This window comes from Ruegeria sp. AA3, from assembly GCF_056542905.1.
On record NZ_JBQGAQ010000005.1, the window covers coordinates 277,050 to 296,400 of the forward strand.

Sequence of the window (19,351 nt, forward strand, 5' to 3'; positions counted from 1 at the left end):
GCCAACACATTCATGTTTCGACATTGATCCGGATCAAGGTCACGCGACGAAGTACTGAGGTTCAGCCCAGAGCTCGTGCTAACTAAAACAGCTAACTTGACCACTACAGCCAATTTTATCCTACCGCTTCCTTCTCTTCACATTTCCACCCCGTTGCCCCGGCCTGCCAGCCGTTGACCGTCCGCGCGATTTCACTGCGTCTTCCGAGGCTTTCTCGACCGCCCATTGGCGCGCCATGGGGTCGTCGGCGACGGCCAGGTCGACCGCCTCTAGTCGTTTGATCTCATCCCGGATATTGGCGGCTTCTTCGAATTCCAGGTTCTCGGCGGCTTTGCGCATCTGGTCCCGCAACCCATCCAGATGGGCCTCCAAATTCGCGCCGTGCATCGGTTTGTCGATGGTGGCGGTGACCCGGTTCATGTCGACGTCGCCTTCGTAGAGACCAGCCAGAACGTCCTCGACATTCTTCTTCACCGTCTCAGGCGTGATGCCGTGTTCCTCGTTATAGGCGACCTGCCTTGCGCGGCGGCGGTTGGTCTCGTTCAGCGCGCGCTCCATCGAGCCGGTGATCTTGTCGGCATACATGATCACCCGGCCATCTGCGTTCCGCGCGGCGCGGCCGATGGTCTGGATCAGCGAGGTTTCCGAACGCAGGAAGCCTTCTTTATCCGCGTCCAGAATGGCGACCAGCCCGCATTCGGGGATGTCGAGCCCTTCGCGCAGCAGGTTGATGCCAATCAACACGTCAAACGCCCCCAGTCGCAGATCGCGCAGGATTTCGATCCGTTCCAGCGTGTCGATGTCCGAGTGCATGTAGCGCACTTTGATGCCCTGTTCGTGCAGGTATTCGGTCAGATCCTCGGCCATGCGTTTGGTCAGCGTGGTGACCAGCGTGCGATAGCCATCGGCGGCGACCTTGCGCACCTCGTCCAGCAGGTCGTCGACCTGCATGGATACGGGGCGGATTTCGACTTCGGGGTCCAAGAGGCCAGTGGGTCGGATCACTTGTTCGGTGAAGACGCCGCCGGTCTGTTCGATCTCCCACTTTGCAGGGGTGGCCGAAACGAAGACGGATTGCGGGCGCATGGCGTCCCATTCTTCGAACTTGAGGGGGCGGTTGTCCATGCAGGACGGCAGGCGGAACCCGTGTTCGGCCAGCGTGAATTTGCGCCGGTAGTCGCCCCGGTACATGCCGCCGATTTGCGGGACGGAAACGTGGGATTCGTCGGCAAAGACGATGGCATTGTCGGGGATGAATTCGAACAGGGTTGGCGGCGGTTCGCCCGGCGCACGGCCCGTGAGGTAGCGCGAGTAGTTCTCGATCCCGTTGCAGACGCCGGTGGCCTCGAGCATTTCCAGATCGAAGTTCGTACGCTGTTCCAGCCTTTGAGCTTCCAGCAGCTTGCCCTCGCCGACCAGCTGATCCAACCGGATGCGGAGTTCCTTTTTGATCCCAATGATCGCTTGATTCATCGTCGGCTTCGGCGTCACGTAGTGCGAATTCGCATAGACGCGCACCTGCTCCATCGTCGCGGCACGCTCACCGGTCAGGGGGTCGAACTCGGTGATGGTTTCCAACTCCTCGCCGAAGAACGAGAATTTCCAGGCGCGGTCCTCAAGGTGGGCCGGCCAGATTTCCAGCGAATCGCCACGCACGCGGAAGGACCCACGCTGAAACGCCTGATCGTTGCGGCGGTATTGCTGGGCAACCAGATCGGCCATCACCTGCCGCTGGTCATATTCGTGACCTACCTTCAGGTCTTGCGTCATCGCCCCATAGGTCTCAACCGAACCGATACCATAGATGCACGACACCGAGGCCACTATGATCACGTCATCACGCTCCAACAGCGCCCGCGTGGCCGAGTGGCGCATACGGTCGATCTGTTCGTTGATCTGCGATTCCTTCTCGATATACGTATCCGACCGCGGCACATAGGCCTCGGGCTGGTAGTAGTCATAGTAGGACACGAAATACTCAACCGAGTTTTCAGGAAAGAACCCTTTGAACTCACCATACAACTGCGCCGCCAGCGTCTTGTTGGGCGCCAGAATGATCGCGGGGCGCTGAGTCTCTTCAATCACCTTGGCCATGGTGAAGGTCTTGCCCGTCCCGGTCGCGCCCAGCAGAACCTGATCGCGCTCGCCCTCATTCACACCGCCCGCCAGTTCTTTGATCGCCGTGGGCTGGTCGCCCGCCGGGGCGAATTCGGTGTGCATGACAAACTGCTTGCCGCCTTCCAGTTTCAGGCGCGCGCGCACGTCATCGGCGGTTAGCTGGGTCTTGTCGGAATGGGCGTAGGGCATAGGCAGGCTCCGGATCAGACCTCTACATTTGTTCTTATTTTGTCCAACTGCAAGGGCTGATCCGGTCTGGGAACCTCTGATTCAGTAATAGGCGGGTTCAGCATCCGGCATGTGATCCGAATTAACCTTGTTGGCCAGTGCCTTCAGGTTGCTGTCAAGAACCTTCGACATCATCATTTTCATCAAGGTCTGCCCTAAAAACCAGCCGAGGGGGCCATATTTCACGGCATAATCCATGCTCCAGATCACCCGGGTGCTAGCCCCGTCCAGCGGTTTGATTGCGATCGTGGCATGCGCATCGGTTAGGGGCATCGCTGTCATATCGGACAGGCGCACGCTGTAACCTCGGTTGGGGTCCCACTCTGTCACCTCTTCGACCAAAGAGGTTCCGTTCTCAAAGTAACAACGCCGCTTTGACCCAATGCCATTTGCCCCATGCGTCAGGGCCTCGACATATGCGATCTGTGGGGCAATCTCGTCTATCTGCATAAACCGGCTGAGTACCGCCCAGATGGCTTCGGGGGTCGCGTTGATTTCAAGGGTTCGTTCATAATGGATCATCTGCTCAATCCTTTGGCTGATCTTTCGAAAATCATAAGTGTTGCCAATGACAGTTCCTGTCATCAGGATGTTGTTGTGCTCCGCGACAATTGTCATCTTGTCCCGGGCCGCGCTCTGACGCATAAACAAGCCCATCAAGTGAATACGGAGAGGCGACATGCGCGCACGGATTTACCAGCCTTCGCGAAACGCGATGACCTCAGGGATGGCCAAGACCCGCAAGTGGGTTCTGGAATATGCCCCAGCTTCTGCGCGCGAAGTTGATCCGCTGATGGGCTGGACCTCGTCCAATGACACGCAAACCCAAGTGCGTCTGAAATTCGACTCCAAGGAAGAGGCGTTGGACTACGCCAAGGACAACGGCATCGATGCACAGGTGAGCGAACCGCACAAGCGCAAGCCGAACTTGCGGGCCCGCGGCTATGGTGAGAACTTTGCCACAGACCGGCGTGCGCCCTGGACTCACTGACAAGGCATCCTGAATGATCGACATCCGCGAAGCCGATCCCGGCGCCGAGGAAATGCGCGCCATCATTCAAGCCCATTTCGCGCATAGCGCAGCAGCTGGCCCTGCTGAAAGCAATCACACAATGGATGCAAGCTCACTTGCCGCCACCGGAGTGCGATTTTGGGCGCTTTATGAGGACGGCTGCCCGTTGGGGTGTGGCGCGCTAAAGGCATTGCCCGACGGCACCGCCGAGGTCAAATCAGTGCATATCTTGGCCGAGGCACGTGGTAGGGGGCTTGCGAGGGTGATGATGAAACACCTTGCGCAGGCCGCGCAAGATGAAGGACTATCTGCGTTGGTTTTGGAAACTGGCGCTGACCATCTGCAAGGCTATGACGCGGCGCGCAAGCTATATGAATCGCTGGGGTATTCATATTGCGGTCCGATTGTAGGTTACGAAAACGACCCAAACAGCGCCTTCATGCGCTTGGCTCTTGAACCCGCCCGCTAAAAGCCGCAAGAAGGGCTCAGCGGTCCCTTAGCTCAACTGGATAGAGCAGCTGACTTCTAATCAGCAGGTTGAGGGTTCGAGTCCTTCAGGGATCGCCACTCCATACCTTCAACACTGAGTATCCGAGGCCGATTCGGATACTTTTGTGAACCTTCGGGTTGCGGATGAAAAATCCGTCGTATCGGCATGAGATATGGCTTGAGTTAGAGAACGCATTACGACCTGAGTTTGGACAAAATTACGCCCAGAATAGCCAATAGCCGACGCAGAGAAAGTGACGGAATACGGACTGGGATCCAATGGAAAAGATTGCTCTTCTTCTTGCCTTTTTGCCTGCGGCTGCATTTGCCGAAGAGCGCGTGTTTGAATGTGACGCGCCGGATGCAGAACATCCGGAAATGGCAGCCAAACTGGTTAAATATGACGGGCAGCAAAAGGGCCACATTACAATAGGTGACATCGACAAAGACGTGGATGTATTCCCCGGCCTCGACACTTTGACCTACCTGTATATTGGCGATGGCTACACACTGCACTACAATGTACACCCGGAAAAAGGCACCTTCGACTACTCGGCTTCAGGCAGTAAATCTGGCTGGGGCAAAGGCGCGTGTCGGGAAATTACGGGGCAATAATTGATTTGAGCGGACGGCGCGACCAAGGCGCTGATTTTGGACCGCTTTTCGATAGTTCAGGCGTTCATCGCCTTCCAATTCTGGTTGGTGGCGAAATAGCTATCCCTCTGCGATCCAAGTTAGGGGTTCCAAAAAATGAAATACAAGTTCTTGTCGGCCAGAACTTGTTAAGTAGTGAATAACAAGACCAAGTATCCTCAACGTAGTTAAGCACCGAGGCGGAACTTGGTCGGTGTCATTCCGGTTTGACCACGGAAGAAGCGGGTGAAATGGGACTTGTCGGAGTAGCCGAGCATCAGACCGATCTCCGCTATTGTCATCTTGTCTTCTCGGAGGTGCTTCTTAGCGACATCGACACGCAGCCGTTTGATCTCACGGGGTAGCGTCGTGTTTTGTTGCTGAAGCGCTTTCAGAAACCGATCCGGCTGTATTCCCAGCAATCCAGCCACCCGCTCTGATCCCAAATCGGTTTCGTCCAGTTTGTCGCGTAAGACAGATCGCAAAGCAGCTACCACGGTCACTTCTTCATCTTGTCGAGGCGAAGCCAATGGTTTGGTCGAGCCTTCAGAGACGTGGAGCAAAAACAACCATTCCACAGGAAAACTAATCTGCATTCCGGAATCAGGCCCAAGGCCAACCTCGATCCCCTTGTAGTTGATGGGCAGACCAGTGATGTATCTGCTTTCCCATCGAACACGGGAAGGATTCCAGGAGTCTCCGACGACTGTCTGCAATAGGCGCACGTAGATTGCGGCTCCAAAAGCGGTAACCTGAACCGGTGGGACAGTCGGTTCCTGTTGCCTCTCGATTCGATAAGTCGCCCTGTCAGCTTCAATGACAAGGCTGTGCCGCACAGAGTTTGACTCCTGCGGTACAAGCCCAACAAAACGGGCAAAAAACTCGAACAGACTCGTTGTCGATTGCAAAGCTTGAGCGAACGGAGGCCATCCTTGCAGGTCAAATGTTTCTCCGACATGCAGGCCAAGGTATCGATCACCGGACAACTCTGAGAAAGTATTCACCAAGCCGTAAACCAACTCTGAGTGTACAAATACGGATGGGTCAGACAGCAGCTCGGCCTTCAAGCCGACCTGGTCCAATGCTGATTGCGGATTGATTTTACGTTCGGTCAGATATTGCAGGAACGGAGCGGCTAAAGAGAGGCGAATAAAGCCCTCGCTATGCTCTTGAGAGGTGGAGTTGAAAGGCAAGCCCGTCACCCTTGTTTAGATTAGTTTTCCGCAGTGGCCAGTTTTTCAATCACATTCGAACATCTTAACTCAAAAGTGGCAACCGAGCCAAGGTATTCCAGACTACAGTTTGTAAAACATGAATATGAAGGGAGTACTTATGTCCGGTCTACGATTGTCCCTTTGCTCGACGGTAATTGTCGCTGCAGCTCTTTCTTTTTCAACGTCCGTGCAGGCTCAGGATCAAGAAGAACCCCAAACGCTATTTACCAATGTGCATGTTTTCGATGGCGTGAATGAACAGCTTATCGAGAATGCCAGCGTATTGGTCGAGGGTAATCTGATTAAGGCCGTCTCAACCGATGCGATCGATGCCCCCAATGCGACAGTCATTGATGGAGAAGGACGGACATTGACCCCCGGCTTCATCGAAAATCATGCACACCTTATGCTGCCTGGGCCGACATTACCCGCAATGGAAGCCAACAGCACTTGGGAAGACCTTGCGATACACGGCACTCAAATGGCTGAGATGTACTTAATGCAAGGCTTTACTACCGTAAGAGATGCAGGTGGCGCTAATGGAGGTCTTCGTCGCGCAATCGACAGCGGGACCATTGCCGGGCCGCGTTTCTACCCTGCGGCTGCATTTCTCAGTACGCGTGGTGGCCATGCAGATTTCGCCAACTTTACAGCGCCTGTTGGCCAGTCTTCAAACTTCAGCCGTCTGAATATGGCCCAGGAAGTCGACAGTGTCTCCGAAATGTACAAATTTGCTCGTAACAACTTCCGGATGGGAGCAACACAACTGAAGTACATGCAATCAGGCGGTGTAGTTTCAGCGTTTGACCCGTGGCAGTTGTTGGCTGGATCGACGGCAGAATTAGAAGCGGCCGTGCAGGTTGCAAACGAATACGAAAGCTACGTCATGGCCCATTCCTACCGAAAGGAAACTATCATGGCGGCTCTGAATGCTGGTGTGCGATCAATTGAACACGGCTTCATGTTCGATTGTGAAATATCAGCGCTGATGGAAGAGAAAGGAGCCTACATCACAACCAATCTCACCGCATTTGATCCAAATCTCTTTGATATTCCTGCCATTCGAGATGTCCCAGCCAGCTTACGAAAGGCACAGTCCGCTACGCAGGCTTTTGGCGACTACATAAAAAACATGAATGAGTGCCCAGCCAAAAGAGGGTTTCACACGGACTGCGTAGGTTCTGTGGCAGCCTGCAATATTCAAATTGCCTATGAAAAGCATCTCAATAATGAGTTCTTTGGTTCCCACGCCTCTTTGGTCGCAATGACATCTACTGGCGGTGAAATCGCCGCTTTGTCCGGGTCGTTCATGAACCCCTATCCTGAAGGCAAACTGGGCGTTGTTGAGGAAGGAGCCTATGCGGATATCCTGCTGATCGACGGCAATCCACTTGAAGACTTCTCGGTTGTTGGAACGGGTGATCAGTGGTTCGGTGCCGACCCAAGGCCTGAAAGCCCAGATACGATCCGACTGATCATGAAGGATGGTGTGATATACAAAAACACACTGGATTGATCGAAAAATGTAGACAGAGTTTGCTCATGCCCCATTGGTCTCGTTTCGTCATTCTCGCAGGGTTGTTCTGGTGTGGTCATCCTGCCATGGCGGCGCCTGGAACCGTGTTGGATTGGTCTGACCTGCCTGATCCGTCTGTGCAAGTCTTTGAAGACCCCTATCGTGATCTGAGCGCAGAACAGTTCGACGATGTCCTTTACGTCGTTCGGCTGCGCGGCAGATTGCAGCGGGACGTTGGCAGCAATGAAGAAAGGCAGAAATGGCAAGAGCTTCTGACCGAGACTGAGGACGCCTTGGCGGCAAATGGTATTGATGTCGACTGGCTGCTCGATCAGCGAGAGGCTGTGAAGGAACGGCGAAGAAAAGCAGGAACAATCGGAAATCCGCAATTCGACGGTCAGATAGTTACATTGACGGGCTTTGCCATTCCTGCCTCGAATGATCCTGACGGTCGGCCTGTGGCGTATTTGGTGCCAGAACGTGGGATGTGTAGCCATATGCCTCCACCTCCGCCCAACCAAATGATCCGTGTACGGCTAAATGGGGACTGGACGCCCAGCTACTTCCACGAACCCGTTCGGCTGACTGGCACGCTGACTATCGATCCTTCTGTTCAGAATATGATGGTTGTGGACGGCCTCATGCCAATGAATGCGACATTCCAGTTGGAGACGGAGAGGGTCGAGACTCTGGAAACGGAGGCAGACAGGCTGGAATGGAAACAGCGCGCCGCTGATCGTATCCGAGCGGCGGGCAATCGCAAGACTGGCGGGGCAAAGGTGTCCGAATGATAAGATTTCTGGTTGCCGCATTGAGTATTGCCTTTGCTGGCGCAGCGTCGGCTCAGGGACTGTCCGGACCATCTTCGGTCGAAGCTGATCTAGATCCCGGAGATGGGCTAACCGATCCGCAATACCGTTTCGATTTTCCGCGCAATATCGCTCCGGGTTGGTTTCAGTGGAAAGACCGACTGGCCGAGGAAGGATTCCGCTTCAACATTGATTACTTGGCATTGGGCCAATCCACAAATGCTGATCTGGGAACCGGCGAAGCGGCCAGTGGGATTGCGCGTTTCTACGGTAGTTGGCAGGCAACTGAACGCGGCTCTCTGACATTCAAGATCGAAGATCGGCACAGCTACACCGATGTCGCCCCACAGTTTTTGGGGCTGGATGGCGGAGCCCTTTCAATCACGGGAACAGCCTTCAACAATAATGGTCTGCTGCTGACCAATCTGTTCTGGACCCAAAGGGCCGAGAACGGTTCGTGGACGCTGCAAGTTGGCCAGATTGATGTAACGGACTTTGTGGACATTTATGGGTTGGTGAGCCCCTATAGTGGTTTTCAAAACCTGTCTTTTAATACCAATCCGACAATTAATACTCCCAATCAAGGCCTTGGCATTGCCGGTGGGGTAAAGCTGAGCGAAAACTTCTACGCTGTTGCGAGCGTCTCAGACGCAAACGCCGACCCGTCAGATCCAAACTTTGATGTGTTTAGCGATGGCAATCTCTTCAAGTCACTCGAACTTGGTTACACCTCTGACTTTGATCGCATTTACTTCGACAATATCCACCTGACCCTTTGGCATGCGGATGCAGCCGACGATGGCAGCCGCCCTGAAGATTATGGGGCCGCGTTTTCAGCGGCGTGGTTTGTTGGCAATAAATGGATGCCATTCTTTCGGGCAGGGGCCTCAAAAGGAACAGCAGCGCTCTATGACCGGTCGGTTTCTGCGGGTCTGGGTTACTATGGTCGCAATACCGATCTGGCCGGGCTGGGCCTGAACTGGGCCGAGGCAAGAGGCATAGACGGTGATCAATTCACGCTCGAAGCATTCTACCGGTTTTCAATCTCGCCCGGACTGCAGATCACGCCATCACTGCAGTTCATTTCTGACCCGCTGCTGAACCCCACCCAGGATAGCATTACGCTGTTCGGTCTAAGAACCCGGATCGTTTTCTAAAGTGGGGCGAAAGCAGGCGCTAAAAATAACGAAACACATAGTTTTGTCGATAAATGGGAGGATCCGTCCATGCGCACCTTGTTTCTGGCGGGCACGTTGTCTGTTTTTTCAACACTATGCGCCGCGCAGACTTACGATGTCGTCATTCTCAACGGTCGGGTAATGGACCCGGAAACCGGGTTCGACCAGATTGCTAACGTTGGAATAAGCAACGGCTGGATCACTGCGATTACCGACGAAGATATTAACGGCAGCCAGTCCATCGATGCGACAGGGCACGTTGTGGCACCCGGATTTATCGACCTTGAGCAACACGGTTTGGACCCTTGGGGTATCAAAGTGAACCTTAGGGATGGCGTCACAACTCAAATGGATTTTGAGGTCGGAGCCGCTAACATTGATGAATGGTATGAGGCACGAGAGGGTTCAACGCAGGCAAATTATGGCACGGTGGTTGGACAAGAATTCGCACGGATGCGGGTCCATGACGGCCTCGTGCTTGAAGGTGGAGATATAGACTTCCGGAACTTCTTCGCACTGAGGGCGCAATCTGTGGAAGACGGCGTCGAGGGGTGGTCTTCTGTACCAAGCAACCGTGAGCAGATGAACGAAATCACTGCCCAGCTGGATGAGGGACTACGTCTTGGAGCACTCGGTGTGGGATCGACCATCGGCTACGCCCGCGAAGGTGTTACCACCTATGAGATGTTCGAAGCGCAGCGGGCTGCAGCGCGTTACGGTAGATTGACCTCCGTCCATCACCGATTTCATCCCAGTGCTTCGACGCCGACAGAAACACAGACGGGTGTAAATGAAATCTTGGTCAATGCGATGGTGCTTGGCGCCCCGCTGCACATTCATCACGATAACGATTATGGGTGGTGGGAAAATCAGGAAAAGCTCCAGATGGCCCGCGACCAAGGTTACAATGTCTGGTCCAGTTACTATCCTTGGACTGCTGGGTCGGGAAACTACGGAGCTTCGATCATCGCCCCTGAAAACTGGGAAGGTTCGATGGGGTACAAATACGAAGACACTATCTTTGATCCCCAGCTCGATCGCTTCGTGACAAAAGACGAGTTTTTGAACTTCGCTGAGAAAGAACCGGGACGGACAGCCATAGTTTTTAGCCCTCCAAGAGAGCAATGGCTGAATGATTGGATCACCATCGCAGGCTATGGCATCTCGGGCGACGGTATGGCCGGGCTAGACATCGAGGGCAACTTGATGAGTTGGGATGCTCCCTACGAAGACTATGCCGGGCATCCTCGGTCAGCAGGCAGCCACGCGCTTGTCTTGAGACTGGCTCGCGAAGCGAATGTGCCGCTTATGCTCACACTCACTCAGTTAAGTTACATCCATGCGAAGCGATTAGGTGACACAGGTTTGCGAGCAATGCAGGTGCGTGGGCGTATGCAAGAAGGCATGGTTGCGGACATTACGATTTTTGATCCGGAGACTGTGACCGAAAAGGCGAACTATACTCTCGGTCAGCAAGGTCTACCATCAGAAGGCATTCCGTACGTGCTCGTTAACGGAACCATTATTGTTAAGAACAGTGAAGTTCAGCGAGATGTTTATGCGGGACAGCCGATCCGGTTCCCAGTCAAGGAGAGCGGGCGTTTCGTTCCGGCTGGTCGCGAGCAGATCATGGGTATTCTCACGCCGGATACCGGCACGGCCCGTCCAACACTGCTCGATGACATCACAAATACTGAAGCTAGTGTCGCGCCTGCCATGACACCGACTAATCAGTTTGTGTCGTTAGAGCCGACCGACCCTTTTGATTGGTTTACACCTCGCAACGGTCTAGATGACGGTGCCCTGTTCTTTTGCATCGTGCATGCTCGCTTCGAGGACCGTGCAACGGTAAAACATGATTATGCGAAGGCCATGATGTCCAAAACGGGCGGATTTAGAGGTGCTAGTCGCGTAAGACCTTGATACATCGCGGGGAAAGGATGGTGGGTGATGAGAGAGTCGAACTCCCGACATCTTCGGTGTAAACGAAGCGTTCTATCCCAATCCGCACATGCAGCTAAGTGCTGTATCCAACTGCCGCCACCAGCATCCTATTGTAAAGATGTCTCGTGTTGTCAGTAACTTGAGGCTTTCATAATCAATATCAAAGTACAAGTCGGTAAATGGACTCCAATCTAACCGGTGGTGCGCATAACGGTGGAATTGCCGCTCATGTGCGGCGGTGTTGCAGCGGTCGCTACGTGCCGTGGGGGGTGTACGGGGGCAACTGGCCACCCAGTGCGGGCTAAATACCGTCTCAAAAAAAACGTGCTGCAAATTTTCGTCCGGTCCAAAAGCCGACGTTCAAACGATCCGCAGCTAATGACAACCTCGAGCCCAGAGCAAAAAAATGGCAAAACTGGCTCTGTTGATCGCGGACAACTCGTGTCAGCGAGCGCCTAGTATCAAATTGGGAATTAAAAAATTGCCTTGCGCTTGCGACTTTGCCTTGGCTCCAGCTCACTAAAGCGTGCGACACCACTCACGACAAAAAAATGAGGAAAAAAAGTTTGCATCTAATTATTTTGAATATAACAAGTTAGCACTAGAGAGATGCAGTGTATTTACAGGATACATTCGCGCTTAGTGAACAAATTTACAAAATTTTGTTTTAAATCCAGTAATTTGTTGTGAAGTTTTCATTCGCCTTTCCATTATTGACTTGCACATAAGTGCGCTTTCGTCTGCTGGAAGAGGAGCCAGACGACGGAAGAAAGAGAAATGGGAGGAATTAATGACCAATAAACCGATCACACGCCGTGGCGTGTTGAAGTCTGGTGCCGTCGCGGGTACCGGTCTGGCCCTGCCTACGATCTTCACGGCTTCGTCGGCTGCTGCTTATACCAACGAACCTACCGGAGGGTCCGTAACCCTGGGCTTCAACGTTCCCCAGACTGGACCGTATGCTGAAGAGGGTAATGACGAGCTACTGGCGCAACAGTTGGCCGTCGAACATCTCAATGGTGAGGGAGATGGGGGTTGCTTGAATACCTTCACCTCGAAGGCGCTGAAAGGCAACGGTATCCTTGGCAAAAAGGTCGAGTTCGTCACAGGCGACACGCAGACCAAATCAGACGCCGCACGTGCATCTGCAAAGTCGATGATCGAAAAAGACGGCGCGATCATGATCAACGGCGGATCGTCCTCGGGCGTAGCTGTTGCGGTTCAAGGCCTTTGCCAAGAAGCAGGTGTGATCTTTATGGCTGGCCTGACTCATGCCAACGACACGACTGGCAAGGATAAAAAAGCCAATGGTTTCCGTCATTTCTTTAACGCGTATATGTCGGGCGCTGCACTTGCGCCGGTGCTGGCTGCCGAGATGGGCAAGGAACGCCGTGCTTATCACCTGACGGCCGACTACAACTGGGGCTGGACACAGGAAGAGTCGATCGTCGCGTCGACCGAAGCCTTGGGATGGGAAACGGTCAACACCGTCAAAACACCACTCGCTTCGACGGACTTCTCGTCCTATATCACCCCGGTATTGAACTCGGGTGCTGATGTTCTGGTTCTGAACCACTACGGCGGCAACATGGTGAACTCGCTCACCAACGCAATTCAGTTCGGCTTGCTCGACAAAGTTGCCAACGGCAAGGATTTCAAGATCGTCGTTCCGCTGTATTCGGAACTGATGGCCGCTGGTGCGGGCGAGAACATCAAGGGCGTGCTGGGTTCCATGAACTGGAACTGGCAGCTGCAAGATGAGGGCACCAAAGCATTCGTGAAGTCCTTTGGTGAAAAGTACGGCAAACCGCCGTCCAACTCTGCACAGACCTGCTATGCACAAGTTCTGCTTTATGCTGATGCCTGTGAGCGTGCTGGCACATTCAATCCGTGTGGCGTTGCTGAGGCTCTGGAGGACTTCGAGTTCGACGGTTTGGGCAACGGCCCGACTTGGTACCGTGGCGCGGACCACCAGTGCTTCAAAGACGTGTTGGTCGTTCGTGGCAACGAAAATCCGACCAACGCCTATGACACTCTGGAAATCGTCGAGATCACGCCACGTGCGCAGGTCGAATACGACCCCGAGCATCCGATGTTCGCCGGTGGTTCACTGGGTAAGTGTAACCCGGGCGCGTAAGTCCTCGTGTCTAAGTCTGGCTGCCGAACAGGCGGCCAGACATCTGCAACAGGGTTGATCCTGTTACGCCACTTAATTCACACTGACCAACCCTGAGGTGGGGCCAATGGACGCCATCCTATTGCAAATTTTGAACGGTCTGGACAAAGGGTCGGCCTATGCGTTGATTGCGCTGGGGCTGACGCTCATTTTTGGAACGCTGGGTGTTGTGAACTTCGCACACGGCGCACTGTTCATGATCGGTGCGTTCTGTGCCGTTACTCTGCAAAAGCTCATGAACCTGAGCTTTGCCACCATCGACGAAAGCCAAACCGACTTTCTGGGCAACCCACTGAAGGTTGAAACACCTTATGTCGAGGCTTGGTTCGGCCCAGAGACCGGTGCAACGATCATCGATTGGTCTGTTCCTTTGGCTATCCTGTTTGCGATCCCGATCATGTTAGCAGTGGGCTATGTGATGGAACGCGGTTTGATTAAGCACTTCTACAAGCGCCCTCACGCCGACCAGATCCTCGTCACCTTTGGTCTGGCGATCGTGTTGCAGGAAATCGTGAAGTATTTCTTCGGCGCCAACCCAATCCAAACTCCAGCGCCTGACGCGCTGAGCGGTTCTATCGACCTTGGCACAATGATTGGATTTGACCCCAACGCAATAATCTATCCAATCTGGCGTTTGGTTTACTTTGGATTTGCCGTCGCCATTATCGGCGCCGTTTTCTCATTCCTGCAATTCACCACGTTCGGCATGGTCGTACGCGCCGGAATGGCGGATCGTGAAACCGTAGGCTTGCTGGGTATCAATATCGACCGGCGCTTTACGATCATGTTCGGTATCGCTGCCTCAGTGGCCGGTTTGGCCGGTGTAATGTACGGGCCGCTAAACCCGCCAAATTATCACATGGGGATGGACTTTCTGGTCCTTAGCTTCGTCGTCGTTGTTGTTGGCGGCATGGGCTCGCTGCCCGGAGCCGTGCTGGCTGGCTTTCTGCTGGGCATCCTGGAAAGTTTTGCCTCGACGACCTGGGCCACCACGACAATTCCCGGGATCAATCAAATCATCATCTACCTTGTTGCCATCATAGTGCTTCTGACGCGCCCGCGCGGGTTGATGGGACGCAAAGGCGTGATGGAGGAATAATCGATGTTTGGACTGAACAAAAAAGACACCAGCCTTCTAATCATCGTCGGCCTTCTCACCCTTCTGGCCCCGTTCATCCTGAACCCTTTCCCAGAAGGCAGCGCCATGGCGCAGTTCAACGCGGGTTATCCGGACCTGATGCAGCGCTTTGTTATCTTTGGCATCTTTGCCATCGGGTTCAACATCCTGTTCGGCCTAACCGGATACCTGTCATTCGGTCACGCGGCTTTTTTGGGTGTCGGATCGTACTCAGCCGTATGGATGTTCAAATTGCTGAGTTACAACATCATTCCGGCTATCGCGCTCAGCGTTGTGGTCGCCGGGGTATTCTCGCTGCTGATTGGGTATGTCAGTCTGCGCCGGTCCGGCATCTACTTTTCGATCCTGACTCTGGCCTTTGCGCAGATGAGTTTTGCATTAGCTTACTCTGTCTTGTCGAACCCCAAGTTCAATCTAACCAACGGGGAAACCGGTCTGCAGGTTTACGCAGACGATCCGCAAATCCTGCAGGGTGCCAACTCACCGGACCTGCCACATCTGTTCGGGCTGCCGATGCGCGCAACTTATACAATGGACGTCGGAGCGTGGAGCTTTGATTTTAACGCGGGATATTATCTTTGTGCGATAGTTATGATGGTGGTGTTCTACTTATCTATCCGCATCTTTCGCTCGCCTTTCGGCATGATGCTACGGGCTGTCAAATCGAACCAGCAGCGGATGAATTACACCGGCCTTAACTCGAAGCCGTACACGTTGGCAGCGTTTGTTATCTCTGGCATGTATGCCGGTCTGGCTGGTGGCTTGATGGCCGCAATGGACCCGCTGGCGGGCGCTGAGCGTATGCAGTGGACCGCTTCGGGTGAGGTCGTTCTGATGACGATCCTAGGCGGTACCGGCACATTGATAGGCCCGGTTCTGGGCGCAGGCTTCATCAAATACTTCGAAAATATCTTCTCTAAGATCAACGACAATGTGTTGCACAGTTGGTTTGCTTTCCTGCCTGATGGGTTGGAGAACGCGGTTGTTTTCGTGATCCATCCGTTCATCGGAAAAGGTTGGCATCTAACGCTTGGCATCCTTTTTATGCTCGTCGTTATCTACCTGCCGGGGGGTCTGGTCGAAGGTGGTCAGCGTTTGCTCAACCGGATCAAACGCAAGAAACCAAAAACCGATGACGCAACGTCTGGCAAAACAGAACCGGCGGAATAAGGGGCGAGCCATGGCAATTCTAAGAGTCAAAGACGTTAGCAAGCGCTTCGGCGGCCTCAAGGCGCTGACGGACGTAAACCTCAATGTAGATGAAAACTCGGTTCATGCGATCATCGGGCCCAATGGTGCTGGCAAGTCGACCCTGCTGAATTGTCTTGTGGGCAAGCTTATGCCGGACACAGGAACCGTATTGTTTGACAACGCCTCGGTTTTGGGACTCGAACCTTTTCAGATCAATCAGATGGGCATTAGTCGTGTTTTCCAGACACCAGAGATTTTTGGTGAACTGACGGTGATTGAGAACATGTTGATCCCTATTTTTGCTATGAGGGATGGAGTGTTCCGGATGCATGCGTATGAGACCATCGCCAACGAAAAGGCGATTGTTGAACAGGCTGAAGCGATGCTGGAAGAGATGAACATGGCTGACAAGCGCGAAATGCATGCAGCCTCGCTTTCACGTGGCGATAAGCGCCGACTCGAGATTGGCATGTGCCTCAGTCAGAATCCGCGGCTACTGCTGTTAGACGAACCTACCGCGGGTATGGCGAGGGCGGATACAAACAACACAATCGACTTGCTGAAACAAATTAAGGATGAGCGCGACATCACCATCGCAATCATTGAGCATGATATGCACGTCGTATTCAGCCTTGCCGAACGCATCACCGTTCTGGCGCAGGGAACACCCCTGGTTGAAGATACTCCGGAAAACATCCGCGGAAACCCCAAGGTTCGCGAGGCCTATCTAGGCGAGGCTGCGTAAGGAAAACCTATGAACGAGAAACCTGACTTTTCGAAAAATGCCAATATGGCCAGCACTGCGCCTGCGTTTCTCTCCGTTTGGGATATGCACTCCTACTACGGCGAAAGCTATATCGTTCAAGGCGTCAGTTTCAACGTACACGAAGGCGAGATTCTTGCTCTTCTTGGGCGTAACGGTGCCGGAAAAACCTCAACACTTCGTTCGATTGCGAGAGTTGGAGAGCCTGAAGTAAGACATGGCGAAATCTGGCTAGACCACAAGCCGCTACACAAAATGACAAGCTACGAGGCGGCGGCAGCTGGTCTTGGTCTGGTACCAGAAGACAGGCGAATAATTCCTGGCCTGACCGTCGAAGAAAACCTGCAGCTTGCTCAGATTGCGCCGCCAATCGGATGGTCACTGGAACGGCTTTACGAGTTGTTTCCGCGATTGGGAGAGCGCAGAAAACAAGAAGGAATTACACTGTCAGGAGGCGAACAACAAATGCTGTCAATCGCCAGAGCCTTGGCGAGGGACATCAAGGTCTTACTTTTGGATGAACCGTATGAGGGATTGGCTCCTGTCATTGTCGATGAAATCGAAAAGACCCTTACTCACGTTAAGCAACAGGGTATGACAACGATAATTGTTGAGCAGAATGCCGTGCGCGCTTTGGAGTTAGCGGACCGTGCGATCATACTAGATACCGGAACCATTGTATTTGATGGTACAGCGAAAGAAGTACTTGAAGACACCAACCTTCGTGAGGAATATCTAGCGATCTAACCCGCATAGTCCTTACTTATCAGGCCAAAAAGACAGGTTAATAACGTGTCCGATGCACCTGTTTGCTTCGGTTGTAAGTCTACTAATTTACGCGAAAAGAACAAACTCGAACCATGCAGTCGAGTAATACAATCCGGTGGTCGAAGACCTGACGAACCTTTCATATTCAGGATATTTTTTTATCCACTATGTTCGCGGAACGGAAGTTCGATTCAAACTCAGCAAAGCTCGGCTTTGCCTTTTCCCAGAATACTCGCCTACGTTGCGGCCTGAACCACTCTTGGAACCTAACCTATGTAAAAAAGACAGATGCAAACCCGTTCGGGCGAGGCTTACGCCCCGCCGTTTGGTAGGTTATCTCGTTTCAAAGAGGTTGCAGTTGCGGTAGCGACATAGTTCGATGAGGTGCTCTAAAGATCGGGCTCCCGATTCGGATAATTGGGGCGAACTGGCCGAGACGGTGTTTGTCCTTCAAGGATTTCCACAAGGACATTTGGACGACGTTTCAAGGCTTCGGCTAGGTCCTGAGTTCCCAATCCTTTGACAATCTCTCGTTTGCCAACAATTCCTTGGTAATCAGTTGGTACAGCTCCCCTGAGAGCGTACCCTTAACCTCTGGGGAACAATCCTCTGGGCGGTCCAACACGGTTTCGAGGTTTCGATTCTCGTGCATTTATCCTCAAATAGTCTCCAAGTTCTCGTTTCAAGACCCAGAGTAAGCCATTGAAATTGAGGGGGGATGGTGGGTGATGAGAGACTCGAACTCCCGACATCTTCGGTGTAAACGAAGCGCTCTACCAACTGAGCTAATCACCCGTGAGGGCTCATGTAGCTAAGCCCGTGCGCGGGCGCAAGAGGGTAGGGCACAATTTCTTCTGCAAATTTGTACCGCGCTGCAGATCAGGGTTTCATGTCCTTGAGAGCGACCAAGAGCTGCGCGACCTCATGTTCGGTGTTGTAGTGGCAAAGCGAGATGCGGATACAGTCGTTCAGGCCTAAAGGTGTCAGCACATTGCCGCTGTAGTGGTCCGCTTTTCGGGTATGGGTACGGATGCCTTGTTGGTTCAACCGGGTCACCACATCCGCCGACGGAAAACCCTCGACAGTGATCGAGACCAGCCCTTCGCGCGCAGGATTGTCGGCACCGGCCAGTATCGTGATGTGGTCCATATCGCTCAGACCGGGCAGGTTGCCTGTACCGTTGATCATAACATTGGTCAGGTATGTTTCGTAGGCATGTATCGCATGGCCGGCGGCGCGGATGCGGTCCCTGCGATCAATTTTCTCAGAGACCTGTCCGCCGAGCCAGTCGAAATAGCCGACCACGTCGGATATCGCGGCGTATGAGCCGGTGTCTCTAGTGCCAAATTCCCATCCGTTTGCAGGGGCGTCGATCAGCTGGTCGTGCGGCAGGGCAGTTAAGCGGTTCGAGATCCACGCGATGCCATAACCATGGCGTGAGAACACTTTGTAGGGCGAGATCGCATAACCATCGACGTCGTAGCTATCGATATCCATCTGGCCATGGGCTGCGTGCTGAATGCCGTCGACGATTATGATGCAATCGGGTGCGACAGCGCGGATGACACGCGCTATGGCAGCCACATCCATCCCCATGCCCGTTACAGGCGAGGCGTGCAGGATCGTGGCGACGGCCACTTCCGGGGTCATAAGCGCTGCATAGTCTTCGGCGGTGACAAGGCCCGTTGCGTCGTCATGGGGCACATTGACATAGTCAAGGCTGGCGATTTCAGCCCATCTGCGTGCGGCGCTGCGACTTGCGGGGTGTTCGATGGAGCTGCCGATCACCTTACCCCCCTTCGGTGCATTCACGCAGGCTGTGCGGATCATGCGGAACAGCAGCTCTGTCCCGCTTTCGCCGACAAAGAACTGACCTTCCGAGGCGTTCATGAAGACAGATAAATCTGCCTTCGCGCGGTTGATGATATCGACCAGCGCATGACTGGCAACGTTGTCGCGCCCCTGATTATCCGGGATTGCAGCGAATTTGGCCGAGGTGTCGATCACCGTATTCAGGGTCAGTGCACCGCCTGCATTTTCAAAGAAAATGCGTGGCCCCTGAAACGGGCAGGCGTCGACATGGGCAAAGCGTAAGCGGATTTCTTCAATCAGTCCGGGGGTCTGGTGCAGCATGTTCAACGGTTCCTGTCTTGGTTTGGCTCACATCAGCCTGA

16 protein-coding genes, 2 tRNA genes and 1 pseudogene are annotated in these 19,351 nt (G+C 53.7%); 13 read left to right on the forward strand and 6 right to left on the reverse strand.

All coding sequences use genetic code 11. The annotated features are described in order from the left end of the window. Window positions 1-120 precede the first annotated feature (120 nt). Together uvrB and ACR0JR_RS11535 are read right to left on the reverse strand one after the other, a co-directional pair. Entirely contained in the window at window positions 121-2,307 is a 2,187-nt protein-coding gene (gene uvrB / locus ACR0JR_RS11530) for an excinuclease ABC subunit UvrB (protein ID WP_480456255.1), read from the reverse strand. 81 nt (window positions 2,308-2,388) lie between these two features. Beyond that, complete coding sequence (locus ACR0JR_RS11535; RefSeq protein ID WP_480456256.1) at window positions 2,389-2,991, reverse strand: SRPBCC family protein; 603 nt, start codon at window positions 2,989-2,991, stop codon at window positions 2,389-2,391. 34 nt (window positions 2,992-3,025) lie between these two features. On the opposite strand from ACR0JR_RS11535, the gene ACR0JR_RS11540 reads away from it, so the two are divergent. From ACR0JR_RS11540 to ACR0JR_RS11555, 4 genes are all read left to right on the forward strand, one after another. Continuing rightward, window positions 3,026-3,337 (forward strand): ETC complex I subunit, encoded by a 312-nt coding sequence (locus ACR0JR_RS11540; RefSeq protein WP_170544393.1) that lies wholly within the window; start codon window positions 3,026-3,028, stop codon window positions 3,335-3,337. Between the two features lie 13 nt (window positions 3,338-3,350). Beyond that, window positions 3,351-3,827, forward strand: coding sequence for a GNAT family N-acetyltransferase (locus tag ACR0JR_RS11545; protein ID WP_480456257.1), 477 nt, complete (start codon window positions 3,351-3,353; stop codon window positions 3,825-3,827). A 21-nt stretch (window positions 3,828-3,848) separates the two neighbouring features. Further along, window positions 3,849-3,925: transfer RNA gene (locus ACR0JR_RS11550), tRNA-Arg, on the forward strand. 201 nt (window positions 3,926-4,126) lie between these two features. Further along, window positions 4,127-4,462 carry a hypothetical protein gene (locus ACR0JR_RS11555; RefSeq protein WP_170544389.1) on the forward strand — a complete coding sequence of 112 codons (336 nt, stop codon included), beginning with the start codon at window positions 4,127-4,129 and terminating at the stop codon, window positions 4,460-4,462. 206 nt (window positions 4,463-4,668) lie between these two features. Here ACR0JR_RS11555 and ACR0JR_RS11560 read toward each other — a convergent pair whose 3' ends face one another. After that, complete coding sequence (locus ACR0JR_RS11560) at window positions 4,669-5,673, reverse strand: AraC family transcriptional regulator (RefSeq protein ID WP_480456258.1); 1,005 nt, start codon at window positions 5,671-5,673, stop codon at window positions 4,669-4,671. A 124-nt stretch (window positions 5,674-5,797) separates the two neighbouring features. On the opposite strand from ACR0JR_RS11560, the gene ACR0JR_RS11565 reads away from it, so the two are divergent. From ACR0JR_RS11565 to ACR0JR_RS11605, 9 genes are all read left to right on the forward strand, one after another. Continuing rightward, window positions 5,798-7,210, forward strand: coding sequence for an amidohydrolase family protein (locus ACR0JR_RS11565; RefSeq protein WP_480456259.1), 1,413 nt, complete (start codon window positions 5,798-5,800; stop codon window positions 7,208-7,210). Between the two features lie 26 nt (window positions 7,211-7,236). Next, on the forward strand, window positions 7,237-8,001 hold the full coding sequence (locus ACR0JR_RS11570; protein ID WP_480456260.1) for a DUF3299 domain-containing protein: 765 nt from the start codon (window positions 7,237-7,239) through the stop codon (window positions 7,999-8,001). Next, the gene (locus ACR0JR_RS11575; protein WP_480456261.1) at window positions 7,998-9,176 is read left to right on the forward strand and encodes a carbohydrate porin; all 1,179 of its coding nucleotides are present in this window, start codon (window positions 7,998-8,000) and stop codon (window positions 9,174-9,176) included. The genes ACR0JR_RS11570 and ACR0JR_RS11575 overlap by 4 nt, the downstream gene beginning before the upstream one ends. A 69-nt stretch (window positions 9,177-9,245) precedes the next feature. Then, window positions 9,246-11,120, forward strand: coding sequence for an amidohydrolase family protein (locus ACR0JR_RS11580; RefSeq protein ID WP_480456262.1), 1,875 nt, complete (start codon window positions 9,246-9,248; stop codon window positions 11,118-11,120). 811 nt (window positions 11,121-11,931) lie between these two features. Then, a complete protein-coding gene (locus ACR0JR_RS11585) occupies window positions 11,932-13,278 on the forward strand; it encodes a substrate-binding protein (RefSeq protein WP_170474534.1) in 1,347 nt (448 codons plus the stop codon). 106 nt (window positions 13,279-13,384) lie between these two features. Next, complete coding sequence (locus ACR0JR_RS11590) at window positions 13,385-14,416, forward strand: branched-chain amino acid ABC transporter permease (RefSeq protein ID WP_170474536.1); 1,032 nt, start codon at window positions 13,385-13,387, stop codon at window positions 14,414-14,416. A gap of 3 nt (window positions 14,417-14,419) precedes the next feature. After that, entirely contained in the window at window positions 14,420-15,625 is a 1,206-nt protein-coding gene (locus ACR0JR_RS11595; RefSeq protein WP_170474539.1) for a branched-chain amino acid ABC transporter permease, read from the forward strand. A gap of 10 nt (window positions 15,626-15,635) precedes the next feature. Further along, on the forward strand, window positions 15,636-16,391 hold the full coding sequence (locus ACR0JR_RS11600) for an ABC transporter ATP-binding protein (protein WP_480456263.1): 756 nt from the start codon (window positions 15,636-15,638) through the stop codon (window positions 16,389-16,391). A gap of 9 nt (window positions 16,392-16,400) precedes the next feature. Then, window positions 16,401-17,156 carry an ABC transporter ATP-binding protein gene (locus ACR0JR_RS11605; RefSeq protein WP_170474546.1) on the forward strand — a complete coding sequence of 252 codons (756 nt, stop codon included), beginning with the start codon at window positions 16,401-16,403 and terminating at the stop codon, window positions 17,154-17,156. Between the two features lie 410 nt (window positions 17,157-17,566). On the opposite strand, the pseudogene ACR0JR_RS11610 reads toward ACR0JR_RS11605, so the two are convergent. The 3 genes and pseudogenes from ACR0JR_RS11610 to ACR0JR_RS11620 all read right to left on the reverse strand — a co-directional run. After that, a pseudogene (locus ACR0JR_RS11610) lies at window positions 17,567-17,749 on the reverse strand (DUF6538 domain-containing protein); the annotation flags it as partial. A 147-nt stretch (window positions 17,750-17,896) separates the two neighbouring features. Beyond that, a tRNA-Val gene (locus ACR0JR_RS11615) sits at window positions 17,897-17,972 on the reverse strand. 84 nt (window positions 17,973-18,056) lie between these two features. Then, the gene (locus tag ACR0JR_RS11620; protein ID WP_480456264.1) at window positions 18,057-19,310 is read right to left on the reverse strand and encodes an aminotransferase class V-fold PLP-dependent enzyme; all 1,254 of its coding nucleotides are present in this window, start codon (window positions 19,308-19,310) and stop codon (window positions 18,057-18,059) included. Window positions 19,311-19,351: the final 41 nt, after the last annotated feature.